The following is a 15,674-nucleotide window of genomic DNA, read 5'->3' on the forward strand; positions in this document are numbered from 1 at the left end:
CATCCTCCGACAACACCAGCTCGGCCATCGGCCGCCCCATCTTCGCCATGGAGACAGCTTACTAATTCAACGAATTCCCGGCGCAGGACACTAGGTCGGCGGCGGCCAGAGTGCCGGTGTGGCGGGCGCCGCTGGTGTCCATGGTGGGGCGCGCGGCCTGCCGTACGAGGGCGTCGGCGATGAAACCCTCCCGCCAGACGCGGCGGGCCTCCTCGATCTGGCCGGTCCGGTCGTCACCGGCCGCGGCGGTCGCCTCGTCGACGAGGCGGCGCCAGGTCCGGGCGAGAGCGGGGTTGCGGAACAGCCGGCCGGGAGCGGGGGGCCGGCCGGCCGGGAGGTAGACGTCGGCGGAGGAGGTCCACTCCTGCTCGAAGAGGCCGCGGACCGTCTCCACCGTCCCGCCGATCCGTTCCACGGGCGGGTGGCCGTTCTCCGCGTAGTCGACGGCGTACCGCAGCACCTGGGCGAGGGTGCGGGTGCCGTGGTCGCGGAGCAGCAGCATCCACGCGTCGAAGGCGCCGGGTACGGCGGCGGCCAGCGGCCCGGTGCCGGGGACCAGGTCCAGGCCGAGGGACCGGTAGTGCGCGGTGGTCGCGCCGGCGGGCGCGGGACCCTGGCCGCACAGCACCCGGACCGGGCGGCCGGCGGGCGCGAGGACGACCGGCACCTCTCCGGCGGGTCCGTTGAGGTGCGGCTCGACGACGTGCAGCACGAACCCGGCGGCCACCGCGGCGTCGAAGGCGTTGCCGCCCTCCTCCAGGACGGCTATGGCCGACTGGGAGGCGAGCCAGTGCGTGGAGGACACCATGCCGAAGGTGCCCTGGAGGGTCGGTCGGGTGGTGAACATACGGCCCGTCACCTCGCTTCGCGGACCCGGTGGTGGGAGGACCCGGGCAGGGCGAGCAGGCTATCGGCGGCCGCCCGCGCCCGGTACGGGGCGGGGCGCCGGGGTGCCGAAGTGGCCGGGGTGGTGGGCCGCCGGGGCGCGAGGCCGTCGGGACGCGGGGTGCCGGGCGGCCGGGGCGCCGACGGGTGATCGGGGCATAGGGTGACATGACGGTCGGTTCGGGGACGGATGGGAGACGCGGGACGTGCATGGCGAATACAAGGTTCCGGGCGGGAAGCTGGTGGTCGTCGACCTCGACGCGGAGGACGGGGTGCTGCGCCGGGTGAGGGTCGGCGGGGACTTCTTCCTGGAGCCGGACGAGGCGTTGCCGGCCATCGACCGGGCTCTGGAGGGCGCGCCCGCCGACACCGACGCGTCGGGGCTCGCCGCCCGCATCGACGCGGCGCTGCCGCCCGGCACGCAGATGTTCGGGCTCACCACCGAGGGCATCGGGGTCGCCGTACGACGCGCTCTGGCGCACGCCACCGACTGGACCGACTACGACTGGCAGCTCGTCCACGACGACGCCCAGCCGCCCGCCCTGCACATGGCGCTGGACGAGGTCCTCACCGGTGAGGTCGCGGCCGGGCGCCGCCCGCCGACCCTGCGGGTGTGGGAATGGGCCGCTCCGGCGGTGGTGATCGGCAGCTTCCAGTCGCTGCGCAACGAGGTGGACACGGCGGCCGCCGAACGGCACGGCATCACCGTGGTGCGCCGGATCAGCGGCGGTGGCGCCATGTTCGTCGAGCCCGGCAACACCATCACGTACTCGCTCTCCGTGCCCGACGCCCTGGTGCAGGGGCTGTCCTTCACCGACAGCTACGCGTACCTCGACGACTGGGTGCTGGGAGCGCTCGGCGACATGGGCATCAAGGCGTGGTACCAGCCCCTCAACGACATCGCCACCGAGGCGGGCAAGATCGCCGGGGCCGCGCAGAAGCGGCTGGCCGGCGGCGAGGGGGCGGTCCTGCACCATGTGACGATGGCCTACGACATCGACGCCGACAGGATGACCGAAGTGCTGCGCATCGGCCGGGAGAAGCTGTCCGACAAGGGCACCCGCAGCGCGAAGAAGCGCGTCGACCCGCTGCGCCGCCAGACGGGCCTCCCGCGCGCGACGGTGATCGAGCGGATGATCGGCTCGTTCCGCGAGCGGTACGGGCTGTCGGAGGGCCGGGTCACGGACGACGAGATGGCACGCGCGCGTGAGCTGGCCCGGACGAAGTTCGGCTCACCCGAGTGGACGGCCCGCGTGCCCTGAGCCTGCGGCTCTACCGGCGCTGCGGGCGGGGCGACTTCAGGGTGGTGGCCGAGACCGCCGGGCGCGTGTGCCGGTCGGCCTCGGACGTCAGTGCCCGAAGGGCGACCAGCAGCAACCCGATGTCGTCCAGGAAGATCGGATCGGGGAGAAGGTCGACCGGACAGAGCGCGTAGACGATCGCGCCCCAGAAGAGGGCCTTGTTCTCCAGTGGCACACCGGCCGAGCGCAAGCGGCGACGGACCGCTGCCAGCCTGATCAGCAGGACGATCGCCAGGACGCACGTCACCACGGCCACGCAGGCCGCCACCACCAGCGCGGTCTTCAGTTCCGGGCTCATGCCTGCCCCATCCCTTGGTCGTCCGGTCTCCGCGTCGTCTCTGTGGCTCGTCCGGAGACCGGCCGCGGCGGAGCCGGCCGATCCGCGCGGGCTCGGTCGCTACAGGGGCGGTTTGCCGAGGGACCAGCCCACGACGTCCGCCAGCCGCCCCCGCCACAAGGACGCGGTGACCAGCTTCGGTCCGGTCACGCTGGTGACCTCGCGCAGATGGATCCACCGCGGCAGGTGCGAGGCGGTCTCGCCGGGCAGCTCGTCGATCGTCTGGTCCACCATTTCCGGCAGGGTCGCCAGCAGTTGCACGCCCTGTCCCTCGACATGACGCAGGTCCTGCGACCACTCGGCCTTCCACGCCTCGTGGGCGATCAGGTCCCCGTAGACGACACCACTGGGCAGGTGCAGGGTGATCGGCAGGCTGGACCGGGGGTTCTGGGCCAGCAGCTTGCACAGCATCTGCAGTTGCACATCGGCGACCTGCTCGGTCACGGCCGGACCGGCCGCCCTCCGACTGCCCGGCTCGGCCTCCTTCGCACTGCTCACGACCGCGCTCCTCCTCTTCGTTCGGGGGATCCCCCGGCTCCTTGCGTAGTGAGTAGCCTGCCCGCTACCGCCGTGGTTAACGACCCGGTTCGCGGGCTGGACGCGGCCGCCGGTACCGGATGCCGCCCCGCCGGAGCCGACGGCCGGAGACGGCCCGACCGTCAGCCCCCGAGTGCCGGGATGATGTCCGACCCGTACGCGTCGATCGTCGCCTCCTTCGCGTCGTGCATGGCGTACACCGCGAACTGGTCGACGCCAAGGTCGCGCAGCGCCTCCAGCCGGGCGATGTGCGCGGACGGCGGGCCCAGGAGACAGAAGCGGTCGACGATCTCGTCGGGGACGAAGTCGGTGGAGGGGTTCCCGGCGCGGCCGTGGTGGCCGTAGTCATAGCCCTCGCGCGCCTTGATGTACGCGGTGAGGGCCTCGGGCACCAGGCCGGAGTGCTCCCCGTACCGGCTCACCAGGTCGGCCACGTGGTTGCCCACCATGCCGCCGAACCAGCGGCACTGGTCACGCGCGTGCTCCAGGTCGTCGCCTACATAGGCGGGCGCGGCGACGCAGATGGTCACCGAGGCCGGGTCGCGGCCCGCTTCCCCGGCCGCCCTCCGTACCGCCCTGATCATCCACTCGGTCAGGAAGGGGTCGGCGAGCTGGAGGATGAAGCCGTCCGCCCTCTGCCCGGCGAGGGCGAGGGCCTTCGGGCCGTACGCGGCCATCCAGACGGGCAGCTTGCCGTTCTTCACCCAGGGGATGCGGACCGGCTGGCCGTCCACGACGGCCTCCCGGCCCTCGGCGAGGTCGCGGATGACGTCGATGGCCTCTCCGAGCCGGGCGAGCGTGTTGGGCTTGCGGCCCGCGACGCGCATCGCGGAGTCGCCGCGCCCGATGCCGCACACGGTGCGGTTGCCGTACATGTCGTTGAGGGTGGCGAAGGTGGAGGCGGTGACCTCCCAGGTGCGGGTGCCCGGGTTGGTGACCATGGGGCCGACGATCAGCTTCCGGGTGTGCTCCAGGATCCGGCTGTAGATGACGAAGGGTTCCTGCCAGAGCACGGCGGAGTCGAAGGTCCAGCCGTAGCGGAAGCCGTTGCGTTCCGCGCGCCGCATCAGGCCGACGACGGCGGAGCCGGGTGGGTCGGTCTGCAGGACGAGTCCGAAGTCCACTGTCCTGGCCTCCTAGTTCAGGTACTGGCAGGTGGAGCGGGGGGTGTAGACGCCGTGCCCCGGGCGGCCGGTGTAGGTGCCGCGGTCGATGACCACCTGGCCGCGCGACAGGACGGTCTCGACCCGGCCGGTGACCGTCTTCCCCTCGTACGCGGAGTAGTCGACGTTCATGTGGTGCGTGGCGGCGGAGATGGTCTGCTCGGTGTGCGGGTCGTAGACGACCACGTCCGCGTCGGCGCCGGGGGCGAGGGTGCCCTTCTTGGGGTAGAGGCCGAACATCCTGGCCGGGGACGCGCAGGCGATCTCGATCCAGCGGCGGCGGCTGATGTGCCCGTCGACGACGGCCTGGTGGAGGAGGTCCATCCGGTGCTCCACGCCGGGCAGGCCGTTGGGAATCTTGGAGAAGTCGCCCCGGCCCAGCTCCTTCTGCCCGCTGAAGCAGAACGGGCAGTGGTCGGTGGAGACCACCTGGAGGTCGTTGGTGCGCAGGCCGCGCCAGAGGGCCGCCTGGTGCTCGCGCGGCCTCAGCGGCGTACTGCACACGTACTTCGCGCCCTCGAAGCCGGGCTCGGCGAGGTTGTCGGTGGACAGGAAGAGGTACTGGGGGCAGGTCTCGCCGAAGACGTTCAGACCCTTGTCGCGGGCGGCGGCGATCTCGGCGACGGCCTCCTCGGCGGAGACGTGCACCACGTAGAGCGGGGTGCCGCCGGCCACCCGGGCGAGCTGGATGGCGCGGTGCGTGGCCTCGGCCTCCAGCAGCACCTTGCGGACCTCGCCGTGGTGACGGGGGTCGGTCTCGCCGCGGGCGAGGGCCTGTTCGACGAGGACGTCGATCGCGATGCCGTTCTCGGCGTGCATCATGATCAGCCCGCCGTTGGCGGACGCGCGCTGCATGGCGCGCAGGATCCGGCCGTCGTCGCTGTAGAAGACGCCGGGGTAGGCCATGAAGAGCTTGAAGGACGTGACGCCCTCCCCCACCAGCAGGTCCATCTCCTTCAGGGAGGACTCGTCGACGTCGGAGAGGATCATGTGGAAGGCGTAGTCGATGGCGCACTTGCCGTCGGCCTTGGCGTGCCAGGCGTCCAGGCCGTCGCGCAGCGCGTGGCCCATGGACTGGACGGCGAAGTCGACGATGGTGGTGGTGCCGCCCCACGCGGCGGCCCGGGTGCCGGTCTCGAAGTCGTCGGAGGCGAAGGTGCCTCCGAAGGGCAGTTCCATGTGGGTGTGGGCGTCGACGCCGCCCGGGATGACGTACTTGCCGGTGGCGTCGATCGTGCGCTCGGCGGTCCACGACGCGGAGACCGTGGAGCCGTGGGCGGCGAGTGCGGCGATCCGGCCGTCCTCGATGAGGATGTCGGCGTGGGTCTCGTCGGTGGCGGTGATGACGAGGCCGCCTCGGACGAGGGTGCGGGTGGTGCTCATGGGTGGGTCGCCCCCTTGGGTCAGATCGCGTGCAGGGCCCGTTCGAGGATCGCGGCGCCCTCCTCGGCCTCGGCGACGGTCAGTGAGAGCGGAGGGGCTACGCGCAGCGCGCTGGTGTCGTGTCCGCCGCCCTTGCCGATGAGCAGGCCCCCTTCGCGGGCCGCTTCGAGGACGGCGGCGGCGGCCTGCGGGTTGGCCTCGTCCGAGCCGGGCCGCACCAGTTCGATGCCCAGCATCAGGCCGCGCCCGCGCACCTCGCGGACGAGCGGGTGGCTCGCCGTGATGGCGCGGAGCCGTTCGATGAGCAGCCCGCCGACGCGCCGGGCGTTGCCCTGGAGGTCGTGTTCGAGGAGGTACGAGAGGTTGGCGAGGCCGGCGGCCATCGTGACGGGGGAACCGCCGAACGTGGAAATGGAGTTGGCGTTCAGGCAGTTCATGGCCTCGGCGCGGGCCACGACGCCGCCGATGGACATGCCGTTGCCGATGCCCTTGGCGAAGGTCAGGACGTCGGGCGGGCCGCTCGCGGCATGCGCCTGCCAGCCCCAGAAGTGCTCGCCGGTGCGCCCCCAGCCGGTCTGCACCTCGTCGGCGATCCAGAGGATGCCGCGGGGGGCGAGGACCTCGCGGAAGGCGGCGTACAGCCCGTCCGGCGGGGAGGTGAAGCCGCCGACGCCCTGGATGGGCTCGGCGATCAGCGCGGCGACGTCGCCGGTGTGCCCGAGCAGGTCCTCGAGGTCGGCGACGCACGCCTCGATGAACCGCGCGTCGGACAGGTGCGCGTAGGGGCCTCGGTTGCGGACGCCGCCGTGCACGTACAGCGTCTGGAGCGGGGAGAAGGTGGTCGGCGACCAGGCGCGGTTGCCGGTGACGGAGACCGCGGAGAACGACCGGCCGTGGTAGCTGTTGCGCATGGCCAGGATCTGGTTGCTGCGGCGGTGCGCGGTGGCCAGCAGCAGGGCGGTGTCGTTCGCCTCCGTACCGGAGGTGGTGAAGAAGACGCGGGCGTCGGGGATGCCGGAGAGGTGGGCGACGCGTTCGGCGAGCTCCACCATGGGACGGTTGAGGTAGAGGGTGGACGAGTGGATGATCCGCCCGGCCTGCTCGGTGACGGCCTTGGTGACCTCGGGGAGGGCGTGGGCGGTCATGGTGGTGAGGATGCCGCCGAAGAAGTCGAGGTAGCGCTTGCCGGTGGCGTCCCAGACGTACCGGCCCTCGCCGTGGGTGATCTCGATGGGGTCCCGGTAGTAGAGGGAGACCCAGTCGGGGATGACGGCCTTGTGGCGGGCGTGCAGGCCGGCCGCGTGGAGGTCCTTCGTCACGGCTTCATCAGCCCCTCGTAGGCGTCGGGGCGCCGGTCGCGGTAGAAGGCCCAGGTCTGCCGTACGTCGTCGATGAGCCGGAAGTCGAGGTCGCGGACGAGCAGCTCCTCCTGCTTGTCGGAGGCCACGTCACCGACGAACCGCCCCCGGGGGTCCACGAAGTAGCTGGTGCCGTAGAAGTCGTTGTCGCCGTACTCCTCCTGGCCGACGCGGTTGATGGCGGCGACGTAGTAGAGGTTGGCGACCGCGGCGGCGGGCTGCTCCAGCTGCCAGAGGTGGGACGACAGGCCGCGGTGGGTGGCGGAGGGGTTGTAGACCAGCTGGGCCCCGTTGAGGCCGAGTTGGCGCCAGCCCTCGGGGAAGTGGCGGTCGTAGCAGATGTAGACGCCGACGCGGCCCACGGCGGTGTCGAAGACCGGCCAGCCGAGGTTGCCGGGCCTGAAGTAGTACTTCTCCCAGAAGCCCCTGACCTGCGGGATGTGGTGCTTGCGGTACTTGCCGAGGTAGGTCCCGTCGGCGTCGATCACGGCGGCGGTGTTGTAGTAGAACCCGGCGTCCTCGATCTCGAAGACGGGTACGACGATCACCATGCCGGTCTCGCGGGCGAGGTCCTGCATACGCCGGACCGTCGGGCCGTCGGGGACGGGCTCGGCCCAGCGGTAGTGCTCCGGCTCCTGGACCTGGCAGAAGTAGGGCGCGTTGAAGACCTCTTGGAAGCCGATGACCTTGGCGCCCTGCCGGGCCGCCTCCCGGGCGTGCTCCTCATGCTTGGCGATCATGGATTCGGTGTCGCCGGTCCAGGTCGCCTGGACGAGGGCGGCGCGCACGATGTGGGACATGAGCTGCTCCTTCGGCACGGCGTCAGAGCCTCTACGCACGTAGACGGGGTGCGTAGAAAGCGAACGTAAGCCTCGTCACACTGCTGGGCAAGACCGCCGCCGACTACGGCCGGAGTCGATCATGTTTCGTACCCGACTGGTCCACATCGGGCACGTGCGCACCGGGTTCGCAAGCGGGGGCGCCCGCGGCGCGTCAGGAGGTGGGCGGGCCCGCGACGCGGAGGGCGTGGAGCAGGGCCCGGCGGCGGGGGCGGCGGGGCGGCGACCGGCAGGGGCGGGACCAGCCGGTGCGGGACGTGGGCGGCGGGCCAGGCGGCGGCGCCTCGCGGAGCAGGGGTGCGCCCCGCCGCCCCGGCCCTCGGCGCGGAGCCGCAGCGGTACGGCGACCGCGTCCCGGGCGGCGCGGTGCCCCGCCGGGTCCTCGAACGACGCGGGGTGCGGTACGGGGTGCGGCCGCCGGGCCGGTGCCGCTCCTCCCGCCCGGCACCTCCGCCGAAGCGGGCGCCGCGCGGCGTCGCGTAGGCGAGGGGCAGGTCGGGTACGGGGGCGGGGACGGGGCGGCGCCCGGGTGGGGCCCTCCGCGACCCAGGCGTACCGGGCGCCCCGGGGGCGCTTTCGGGCGGGCTCCGGTGCGGGCAGGGGTTCGGGCGCCGGTGCGGGCCCGGGGTGCCGGTGCCGGTGCGGGCCCGGGGTGCCGGTGCGGGCACGGGTTCGGGCCGGGCACGGGTTCGGGCCGGGGTACGGGGGTTTCCGGGAGCGCCGCGAGCCGGGCGCCGAGTTCCGTGATCCGGGCGGACGCCCTGGCGTGGTCGTCGCGCGCCCGGGCGAGGGAGTGGGCCAGCCGTTCCGCGTCCGGGGTGCCCTCGGGACCGGTCGCCAGCCGGCCGACCAGCTCCTCGCCGCGCCGTACGGCGTCGGCCCGCGCGTGCCGCATCAGCCCCAGCCGCTCCCGCAGCGCCTCCCGGCCGCCCGGGCGCCGGTCGTGCGCGGCGGCCGCGGCGGCGTGCGGCTCCCGCGCGCGTACCCCTCCGCCCGGGGTCCCCCGCCGCGTCCCGCGAGGCCCTGGAGCAGCGCCTCCACCACGTCCCAGGGCGGCACCTCCGCGCCGTCGAGGCAACCCCTCATCCCGTGCGGGGCGCCGCAGGAAGACGCCGTACCAGCCGCCGCCCTCGTCGAGCACGGCGACCAGGCGCGCGAGGAAGCGCGCGACGCCCGTACGTCATCGCGGAGTTGCCGCTCCGTCATGTTCGCCCCACCCGCGGCCGGCCGGAGTCCTCCGGCCCGGAGGCATTCGCCCCCAGCCGTGTGACGAGGGGCTACAAGGGCTTTTCGGCGGGGAACCTCACCGCGATCCCCAGGTGCGGCCGCTTGCCCAGCCGCACCAGGACGGCCGGCAGGTCGGCCAGCCAGAACTGCCAGCCGTACTTCCGGGCCATCAGCTTCCGGACGGCCCGGACGTCGTCGATCAGCCGTGCCGTGCCCTCGGCGCTCGCGGCGCCGTCCGCCACCCGCCCCCGCGCGTCGCAGGCGGTGACGAGTACCCGGCTGTCGCGGCGCAGCCGCTTGACCTTCCAGGAGTCCTCTCGCGTCCAGACGTACAGTTCGCCGCCGTCCACCGCGTACCAGACCGGTGTGGCGACCCCCGTGCCGTTCTTGCGGAACGTGGTCAGACTGACATAACGGCCGCGCCGCAACCCTTCAGGTATCACGACGGGGAGCCTACACCTTCGCACGCCGACCGCGCCTCGCCGATGCGGAGCCGCCGGGCGGACCTTCAGGCCGCGTCGCTGCACGGCACCGGTGCGCACCGGGACACCAGGTCGTCCATCGACAGGCCGAGGGCGCCCGCCAGGGCCGCGACGGTGAAGAAGGCGGGGGTCGGGGCGCGCCCCGTCTCGATCTTGCGCAGGGTCTCCGCCGAGAGCCCGGCGGTCGCCGCGATCTCGACCATGCTGCGCGGACCGCGCGCCTCGCGCAGCAACCGGCCGAGGCGCTCGCCGCGTTCACGCTCTTCTGGGGTGAGGGGGGTACGGACCATGCGCCCATACTAATACCGGTATAGTAATTGGCATGGTGGAGATCAAAACCGATGCCTCCCTTGAGGCCATGCGCGCAACAGGACGGGTCGTCGCCGAGGCGCTGGCGGCGGCACGGAGCGCGGCCGCCCCCGGCGTCGCGCTCGAAGCGCTGGACGCGGTCGCGCGCGAGGTGCTGCGCGAGGCGGGCGCCGGGTCGCCGTTCCTCGGCTACCGCCCGGAGTGGGCTCCGGTGCCGTTCCCGGCGGTGCTCTGCACGTCCGTCAACGACGCGGTGGTGCACGGGATCCCGGACGGCTACCGGCTGCGCGACGGCGACCTCGTGAGTATCGACTGCGGTGCCGTACTGGACGGTTGGGCGGGTGACGCGGCGATCAGCTTCACGGTCGGGCGGGCCCGTCCCGCCGACACCCGCCTGGTCGACACGGTGTACGAGGCACTCGACGCGGGTATCGCGGCGGCGGTCGTCGGCAACCGGATCGGGGACATCGCGCACGCGGTCGGCCGGGTGTGCCGGGCCGCCGGCTACGGCATCCCGGACGGGTTCGGCGGTCACGGCGTGGGGCGGCGGATGCACGAGGACCCGGGCGTGCCCAACGAGGGCCGGCCGGGGCGCGGGATGCCGCTGCGCCACGGCATGGTGCTGGCCATCGAGCCGATGGTGATCGCCGGCGGCGGGGACGACCACCGCACGGACCACGACGGCTGGACGGTCCGCACCTGGGACGGCAGCCGCGCGGCCCACGCGGAGCACACCGTGGCGATCACGGACGACGGCCCGCGCATCCTGACGGTGCTCTGAGCGGGCCGCGCCCCGACCGGCACCCGCTTCCTCAGTACAGGACGGACGGCAGGTACGCCCCGGCCGGCTCGTTGTAGAGGCCGACGGTCATGAGGCTCATGAGCTGCCGCACCTTGAGCCCGTTGCCGAGGCACCACCCCAGCAGGTCGCTGTCGCGCGCCGGTACGAGGATGCCGGGGCCGCCGAAGGACGGCGCCGCGGCGATGAGCGCCCGGACGTCCTCGCTGGTCTCCCCGACCGCGTGGGCGAAGAAGGACAGGTCGGTGGCGTATCCGGTGATCCGGCCGTCGTGCTCGGTCACCCGCGCCGTGCCCGCCCGGACCGCGTCGGCGAGTTCGCCGCCGCGGTCGACGCCGTGCACGCGGCGGCACAGGTCGTCGCAGGCGGCCAGGTCGGCGTCGGTGGCCGCCCGCACCTCGTACCCGGGCACCGTCCCGCCGACCGGAGGCCCCTGGAGGCACGCCAGCGTCTCGCGGAAGGCGAACCCGAGGCCGGCGTAGAGCGCGAAGGACCGGCAGTGGTAGCCGCTCTGCAGCAGCCGGATGCCGGGTGCTCCCCGGTCGGCCGCCCGCTCCATGACGTCGCGCATGAGCCGGCGCCCGATGCCCCCGTCCTGGACGGCGGGGTCCACGGTGATCGGACCCACGCCGAGGACGGGTGAACGCTCGTCGAGGCAGTTGCTGCCGACGATCCGGCCGTCGAGCTCGGCGACCACGGTGTAGAACCCGGGGTGGCCGAACACCATCCGGAACATGTCGGCGGCGGGCTCCGGACCCGGCATGTCGGAGGGGAACCCGTGCTCCCGGGCGATGCCGTCGAAGGCCTCGAAGCAGATCCTGCCGCACTCCGGGGCGTCGTCCGCACGTCCGGGACGCAGTACCACGTCCATGGTCGCCTCTCCTCCCGGCGGGCGGTCCGCCGGGCTCCCCCTCCATCGAACGCGCCCGGCAGCCCTTCGGCAATCGGGAGCGGCCGGACCACGGGGGCCTTCCCGGTGCGCCTTCCGGCGCCGGGCGGGACGGGGCGGTCACGGCCGTCCCCGCCCCGCGCCGGCCGGGGGCGTCGGCGCTACGGCCGGCCCGCCGGGCGGACCACCATGGCCGAGCCGCCGCCCCGGCGGGTCTTCTCGGCGGCGGCGAGCCAGCGGCCGTCCGGGAGGCGCTGGACGCCGGTCGCGGCGCCGATCTCGGGGTTCTTCCTGAAGGCGTGGCCCAGTGCCTCCAGCTCGGCGCGCAGCGGGCCGTCGTAGAGGGCGGGTTCGAGTTCCGTGGTGGTCTGGTTGCGCTGGCTGGCGCGCGGGGCGGCGATGGCCTCGACGAGGGGCAGGTCGCGGTCGAGGGCGCCCGTCAGGGTCTGCAGCACGGTCGTGATGATGGTCGCGCCGCCCGGCGAGCCCAGGGCGAGGACCGGCCGGTCGTGGTGGTCCAGGACGATCGTGGGCGACATGGAGGAGCGGGGGCGCTTGCCGGGGCCGGGGAGGTTCGGGTCGTGCACGGCCGGGTCGGCGGGGGCGAAGGAGAAGTCGGTCAGCTCGTTGTTGAGCAGGAAGCCGCGTCCCGGCACGGTGATGCCGCTGCCGCCCGTCGACTCGATGGTGAGGGTGTACGCGACGACGTTGCCCCACTTGTCGGACGCCGTCAGGTGCGTGGTGTTCTCGCCCTCGTACGTCGTCGGCGCCGCCTTCCCGCCGGCCGCGCACGGCACCGGGTGGCGGGGGTCGCCCGGGGCGAGCGGGCTGGTGAGGACCGCGTCGTCACGGATCAGGCAGGCGCGCGAGTCGGCGAAGCGCTGCGACAGCAGGCCCTTGACCGGGACGTCCTCGAACGCCGGGTCGCCGACCCACCGGCCCCGGTCGGCGAAGGCGACGCGGCTCGCCTCGATGAACCGGTGCAGGTACCGCGCCTCGGGCAGGGACGACAGGTCGGTGCGCTCCAGGATGTTCAGCGCCTCGCCCACGGTGGTGCCGCCCGACGAGGACGGCGCCATGCCGTAGACGTCGAGGCCGCGGTACGACGTCTTCGTGGGGCGCTGCCGCTTGGTCCGGTACGCCGCCAGGTCGCGTCGCGTCAGGTCCCCGGCGCGTACCCGGCGGGTGGCGCCCTCCCGGACGGGCGGGTCCTGGACGGTGCGGACGATGTCGCGGGCCAGGTCGCCGTGGTACAGCGCGCCCGCGCCGTGGCGGCCCAGCTTCTCGTACGTGCGCGCCAGGTCCGGGTTCCTGATGACGGACCCCACGACGGGCAGCCGCCCGCCCGGCAGGAACAGCTCGGCGGAGGCGGGGAAGTCGCGGAACCGCGCCTCGTTGGCGGCGGTCTGGGCCCGGAAGGTGGCGTCGACGGTGAACCCGTCGCGGGCCAGCCGCTCGGCCGGCTTGAGCAGGTCCCGCAGCGACTTGCTGCCCCAGGCGTCGAGCGCGGTGTCCCAGGTGGCGGGCGTGCCGGGGGTGCCGACGCTCAGCCCGCTGGTCATGGCCTCCTCGAAGGGGAGGGGCTTGCCGTCGCCGCCGAGGAACAGCGACGAGTCGGCGGAGCGGGGGGCCGTCTCGCGGCCGTCGACGGTGTGCACCGTGCGGGTCCTGGCGTCGTAGTACACGAAGTACCCGCCGCCGCCGATGCCCGCCGAGTACGGCTCGGTGACGCCGAGCGCGGCGGCGGTGGCGACCGCAGCGTCCACGGCGTTGCCGCCGCGCCGCAGCACCTCGATCCCGGCGGCGGAGGCGTCCGGGTCCACGCTCGCGACGGCTCCGCCGTACCCGACCGCCACCGGTTCCTTGACGGGTGCCGGACGTTCCGTCGGCGGCGGCGCCGCGGCGCCGACCGCGAGGACCGTGGCGGCGACAGCGGCGAGCGAGACGTTACGTACGTGGGACCGACGCATCCGTACCTCCAGTCAACGACCGTCCGGGCAGCCTAACTTCGCGGGCAGCCCCGTGCCAGGACCGCCTCGAACAACGTTCCGCTCCCCCGCTACCATGCGCGCCCATGTATGAAGACCTGCTCAACATCGTGCTCGGCGTCATCGCCACGGGGGTCAGCGCGTCGCTCGGCTGGCTGGCCCGCACCGCGCTGTGGCGCCGCCGGCTCCGCCGCAAGCAGGCCTTCTTCGGACTGCCGGGGAACGCCGAGTGCCTGCTGGTGGTCAACCGCGAGGCGGGCGGCGAGGGTGTGGTGCACCGCTTCGACGTGTTCGCGCTGCTGGAGCTGTCGGCGCTCATCAAGGACTGCGGCGCCCACGCCCGCATCGTGCACCACGACACGGCGCAGCAGGGCTTCGGCGAGCGCACCGAGTTCTGCCTCGGCGGCCCGTACTCGAACCGCCGGATGGCCGCCCACCTGGCCGTCCTGCTCCCGGGTGTCGACGTCAACACGGAGGTGGAGCCGGTCGCCGGGCGCGGCGCGTTCACGATCGGCGGCGAGCGCTACCCGATGGACGCGGGGACGTCCGAGTACGTCCTCCTCGCCCGGCTCACCGCCGGTGAGGGCGCCCGGCCGGTGTTCCTCTTCTGCGGCCAGCGCGCGATCACCAACCAGGCGGCCAGCCGCTACCTGGTCCGGCACCACGAGCGGCTGGCCCGCCAGTACGGCGCGGACGGTTCCTTCGTGCTGCTGCTGAAGGTGGTCAACTCGCAGGCGTACGGTCCCGACGTCGTCGAGCTGGTCGCGGACGTGACCCGTACGGCGCGGACGGCCCCGGCGGTCGAGGCCGGTTGACACCCCACCCGTCACGGGTGGAGATTTCCGGCGCTTCCGGGCAACCCGGAGCCTCCGATCACCCTCTCACCGGGGGACACAGAAACGCATCGGAGGTTTTCCAGGTGACCCGCACACGCCCGCGCAGCCCCTTCCGCCCCGCCGCCCTGGCTAGCGGTGCGGTCCTCGCCGCGGCGGCCCTGACCGCGTGTTCGGGCGGCCCGGGGCCCGCGAAGGCCGACGGGCAGGGCGCCGCGCCGGGGGCCCGGATCTCGGTGAACCTGTCCGGCGGGCAGGCGAAGGCCGGCAAGCCGGTGAAGGTGACGCTGGCCGAGGGCGAACTCCGGCAGGTGACCGTCACCGACTCCAGGGGCACCACGCTCGGCGGCACGGTCTCCGCCGACGGCCGCACCTGGACCTCCACCCGCGTGGCGGCGCCCGGCACCGGATACACCGTCGAGGCGCGCTCCGTGGACGGTGGCACCGCCAGGGCGGACTTCGCCACGGCCGCGCCGGGCAAGGTGAACAAGCTGACGCTGGCCCCGGGCAGGAACAGCACGGTCGGCATCGCCCACCCGCTGTCGGTCGTCTTCGACCACCCGGTGGGGAACAGGGCCGAGGTGGAGAAGCACCTCAAGGTGACGACGTCGAACGGCACGGTCGGGTCGTGGGGCTGGATGGAGGACTGGTCCGGCAAGGACCGGGTCGACTGGCGGCCGAAGGAGTACTGGAAGCCGGGTACGAAGGTCACCCTGAAGGCGGAGCTCAACGGCGTCGACTCGGGGGAAGGCGGCGGGTGGTTCGTCCGCGACTACACGACCGACATGACCGTCGGGAGGAACCAGCTGGTCAAGGTCGACCTGGACAGCCACCGGCTGAAGCTGCTCCGGGACGGCCGGGAGGTGGGGGACGTCCCGGTGTCGGGCGGTACACCGGGCGGCGACAAGGCGTCCTGGCGCGGCAGGACCGTGCTGATGTCGAAGGAGGGCACGATCAACATGCGCTCCGAGACGGTCGGCCTGGGCGACGCGTACGACAAGATGGTCGACTACTCGATGCGGCTGACCTGGTCGGGGATGTACGCGCACGCCGCGCCGTGGAACGCCCGGTACATGGGCAGCGCCAACAAGAGCTCCGGCTGCATCGGCATGGACACCCCGGACGCCCGGTGGGTGTACGACCAGGTGCGGGTCGGCGACCCGTTCGAGGTGGAGGGCGGCGACGCCAAGGGCACGCAGGCCCTCAACAACGGCTACGGCGAGTGGAACCTGTCCTGGGCCGACTGGCAGGCGAAGAGCGCCCTTCGCTGATCCTTCGTCGACTGGGCGTCCAACATTCGTTACTACTGCGTAACTTACCGATGGGTTACCTCCGGTAAGCCGC

15 protein-coding genes and 1 pseudogene are annotated in these 15,674 nt (G+C 73.2%); 5 read left to right on the forward strand and 11 right to left on the reverse strand.

The window, feature by feature from the left end:
* Positions 1-91: 91 nt before the first annotated feature.
* Positions 92-847, reverse strand: a pseudogene (locus AC07DW_RS23770) (gamma-glutamyltransferase); the annotation flags it as partial.
* 244 nt (positions 848-1,091) lie between these two features.
* On the opposite strand from AC07DW_RS23770, the gene AC07DW_RS23775 reads away from it, so the two are divergent.
* A complete protein-coding gene (locus tag AC07DW_RS23775; protein ID WP_478859692.1) occupies positions 1,092-2,147 on the forward strand; it encodes a lipoate--protein ligase family protein in 1,056 nt (351 codons plus the stop codon).
* Between the two features lie 10 nt (positions 2,148-2,157).
* Here AC07DW_RS23775 and AC07DW_RS23780 read toward each other — a convergent pair whose 3' ends face one another.
* The 6 genes from AC07DW_RS23780 to AC07DW_RS23805 form a co-directional block, all read right to left on the reverse strand.
* On the reverse strand, positions 2,158-2,484 hold the full coding sequence (locus AC07DW_RS23780; RefSeq protein WP_478859693.1) for a YkvA family protein: 327 nt from the start codon (positions 2,482-2,484) through the stop codon (positions 2,158-2,160).
* Positions 2,485-2,583: 99 nt separating this feature from the next.
* Entirely contained in the window at positions 2,584-3,021 is a 438-nt protein-coding gene (locus AC07DW_RS23785; protein WP_478859694.1) for a hypothetical protein, read from the reverse strand.
* A 161-nt stretch (positions 3,022-3,182) separates the two neighbouring features.
* A complete protein-coding gene (locus AC07DW_RS23790; protein ID WP_478859695.1) occupies positions 3,183-4,184 on the reverse strand; it encodes a TIGR03842 family LLM class F420-dependent oxidoreductase in 1,002 nt (333 codons plus the stop codon).
* Between the two features lie 12 nt (positions 4,185-4,196).
* Positions 4,197-5,606: a dihydropyrimidinase gene (gene hydA / locus AC07DW_RS23795; RefSeq protein ID WP_478859696.1), complete on the reverse strand. Its 1,410-nt coding sequence runs from the start codon at positions 5,604-5,606 to the stop codon at positions 4,197-4,199.
* A 20-nt stretch (positions 5,607-5,626) separates the two neighbouring features.
* Complete coding sequence (locus AC07DW_RS23800) at positions 5,627-6,925, reverse strand: aspartate aminotransferase family protein (RefSeq protein WP_478859697.1); 1,299 nt, start codon at positions 6,923-6,925, stop codon at positions 5,627-5,629.
* Entirely contained in the window at positions 6,922-7,764 is an 843-nt protein-coding gene (locus AC07DW_RS23805; RefSeq protein WP_478859698.1) for a nitrilase-related carbon-nitrogen hydrolase, read from the reverse strand. The genes AC07DW_RS23800 and AC07DW_RS23805 overlap by 4 nt, the downstream gene beginning before the upstream one ends.
* Before the next feature lie 336 nt (positions 7,765-8,100).
* On the opposite strand from AC07DW_RS23805, the gene AC07DW_RS23810 reads away from it, so the two are divergent.
* Positions 8,101-8,286, forward strand: a complete 186-nt coding sequence (locus AC07DW_RS23810) for a hypothetical protein (RefSeq protein WP_478859699.1) — start codon at positions 8,101-8,103, stop codon at positions 8,284-8,286.
* Between the two features lie 794 nt (positions 8,287-9,080).
* Here AC07DW_RS23810 and AC07DW_RS23815 read toward each other — a convergent pair.
* Both AC07DW_RS23815 and AC07DW_RS23820 read right to left on the reverse strand, forming a co-directional pair.
* Positions 9,081-9,473, reverse strand: a complete 393-nt coding sequence (locus AC07DW_RS23815) for a PPOX class F420-dependent oxidoreductase (protein ID WP_478859700.1) — start codon at positions 9,471-9,473, stop codon at positions 9,081-9,083.
* A gap of 65 nt (positions 9,474-9,538) precedes the next feature.
* Complete coding sequence (locus AC07DW_RS23820) at positions 9,539-9,802, reverse strand: helix-turn-helix domain-containing protein (RefSeq protein WP_478859701.1); 264 nt, start codon at positions 9,800-9,802, stop codon at positions 9,539-9,541.
* Positions 9,803-9,834: 32 nt separating this feature from the next.
* On the opposite strand from AC07DW_RS23820, the gene map reads away from it, so the two are divergent.
* Entirely contained in the window at positions 9,835-10,602 is a 768-nt protein-coding gene (gene map, locus AC07DW_RS23825) for a type I methionyl aminopeptidase (RefSeq protein WP_478859702.1), read from the forward strand.
* A gap of 31 nt (positions 10,603-10,633) precedes the next feature.
* Here the strand turns inward: map and AC07DW_RS23830 are convergent, their stop codons facing one another.
* Together AC07DW_RS23830 and ggt are read right to left on the reverse strand one after the other, a co-directional pair.
* On the reverse strand, positions 10,634-11,491 hold the full coding sequence (locus tag AC07DW_RS23830; RefSeq protein WP_478859703.1) for a GNAT family N-acetyltransferase: 858 nt from the start codon (positions 11,489-11,491) through the stop codon (positions 10,634-10,636).
* 179 nt (positions 11,492-11,670) lie between these two features.
* Entirely contained in the window at positions 11,671-13,479 is a 1,809-nt protein-coding gene (ggt, locus tag AC07DW_RS23835; RefSeq protein ID WP_478859704.1) for a gamma-glutamyltransferase, read from the reverse strand.
* 104 nt (positions 13,480-13,583) lie between these two features.
* Here ggt and AC07DW_RS23840 point away from each other — a divergent pair, with 104 nt between their 5' ends.
* Both AC07DW_RS23840 and AC07DW_RS23845 read left to right on the forward strand, forming a co-directional pair.
* Positions 13,584-14,312 carry a hypothetical protein gene (locus tag AC07DW_RS23840; protein ID WP_478859705.1) on the forward strand — a complete coding sequence of 243 codons (729 nt, stop codon included), beginning with the start codon at positions 13,584-13,586 and terminating at the stop codon, positions 14,310-14,312.
* A gap of 104 nt (positions 14,313-14,416) precedes the next feature.
* On the forward strand, positions 14,417-15,601 hold the full coding sequence (locus AC07DW_RS23845) for a L,D-transpeptidase (protein ID WP_478859706.1): 1,185 nt from the start codon (positions 14,417-14,419) through the stop codon (positions 15,599-15,601).
* Positions 15,602-15,674 lie beyond the last annotated feature (73 nt).

The sequence above is a fragment of the Streptomyces sp. NPDC045701 genome (genome assembly GCF_056432045.1).

Bases quoted from the DNA above. Each gene is read 5' to 3' on its own strand.
- AC07DW_RS23780 (WP_478859693.1), bottom strand. From the start codon at position 2,484: ATGAGCCCGGAACTGAAGACCGCGCTGGTGGTGGCGGCCTGCGTGGCC.
- hydA (WP_478859696.1), bottom strand. From the start codon at position 5,606: ATGAGCACCACCCGCACCCTCGTCCGAGGCGGCCTCGTCATCACCGCC.
- AC07DW_RS23805 (WP_478859698.1), bottom strand. From the start codon at position 7,764: ATGTCCCACATCGTGCGCGCCGCCCTCGTCCAGGCGACCTGGACCGGC.
- AC07DW_RS23820 (WP_478859701.1), bottom strand. From the start codon at position 9,802: ATGGTCCGTACCCCCCTCACCCCAGAAGAGCGTGAACGCGGCGAGCGC.
- map (WP_478859702.1), top strand. From the start codon at position 9,835: ATGGTGGAGATCAAAACCGATGCCTCCCTTGAGGCCATGCGCGCAACA.
- AC07DW_RS23830 (WP_478859703.1), bottom strand. From the start codon at position 11,491: ATGGACGTGGTACTGCGTCCCGGACGTGCGGACGACGCCCCGGAGTGC.
- ggt (WP_478859704.1), bottom strand. From the start codon at position 13,479: ATGCGTCGGTCCCACGTACGTAACGTCTCGCTCGCCGCTGTCGCCGCC.
- AC07DW_RS23840 (WP_478859705.1), top strand. From the start codon at position 13,584: ATGTATGAAGACCTGCTCAACATCGTGCTCGGCGTCATCGCCACGGGG.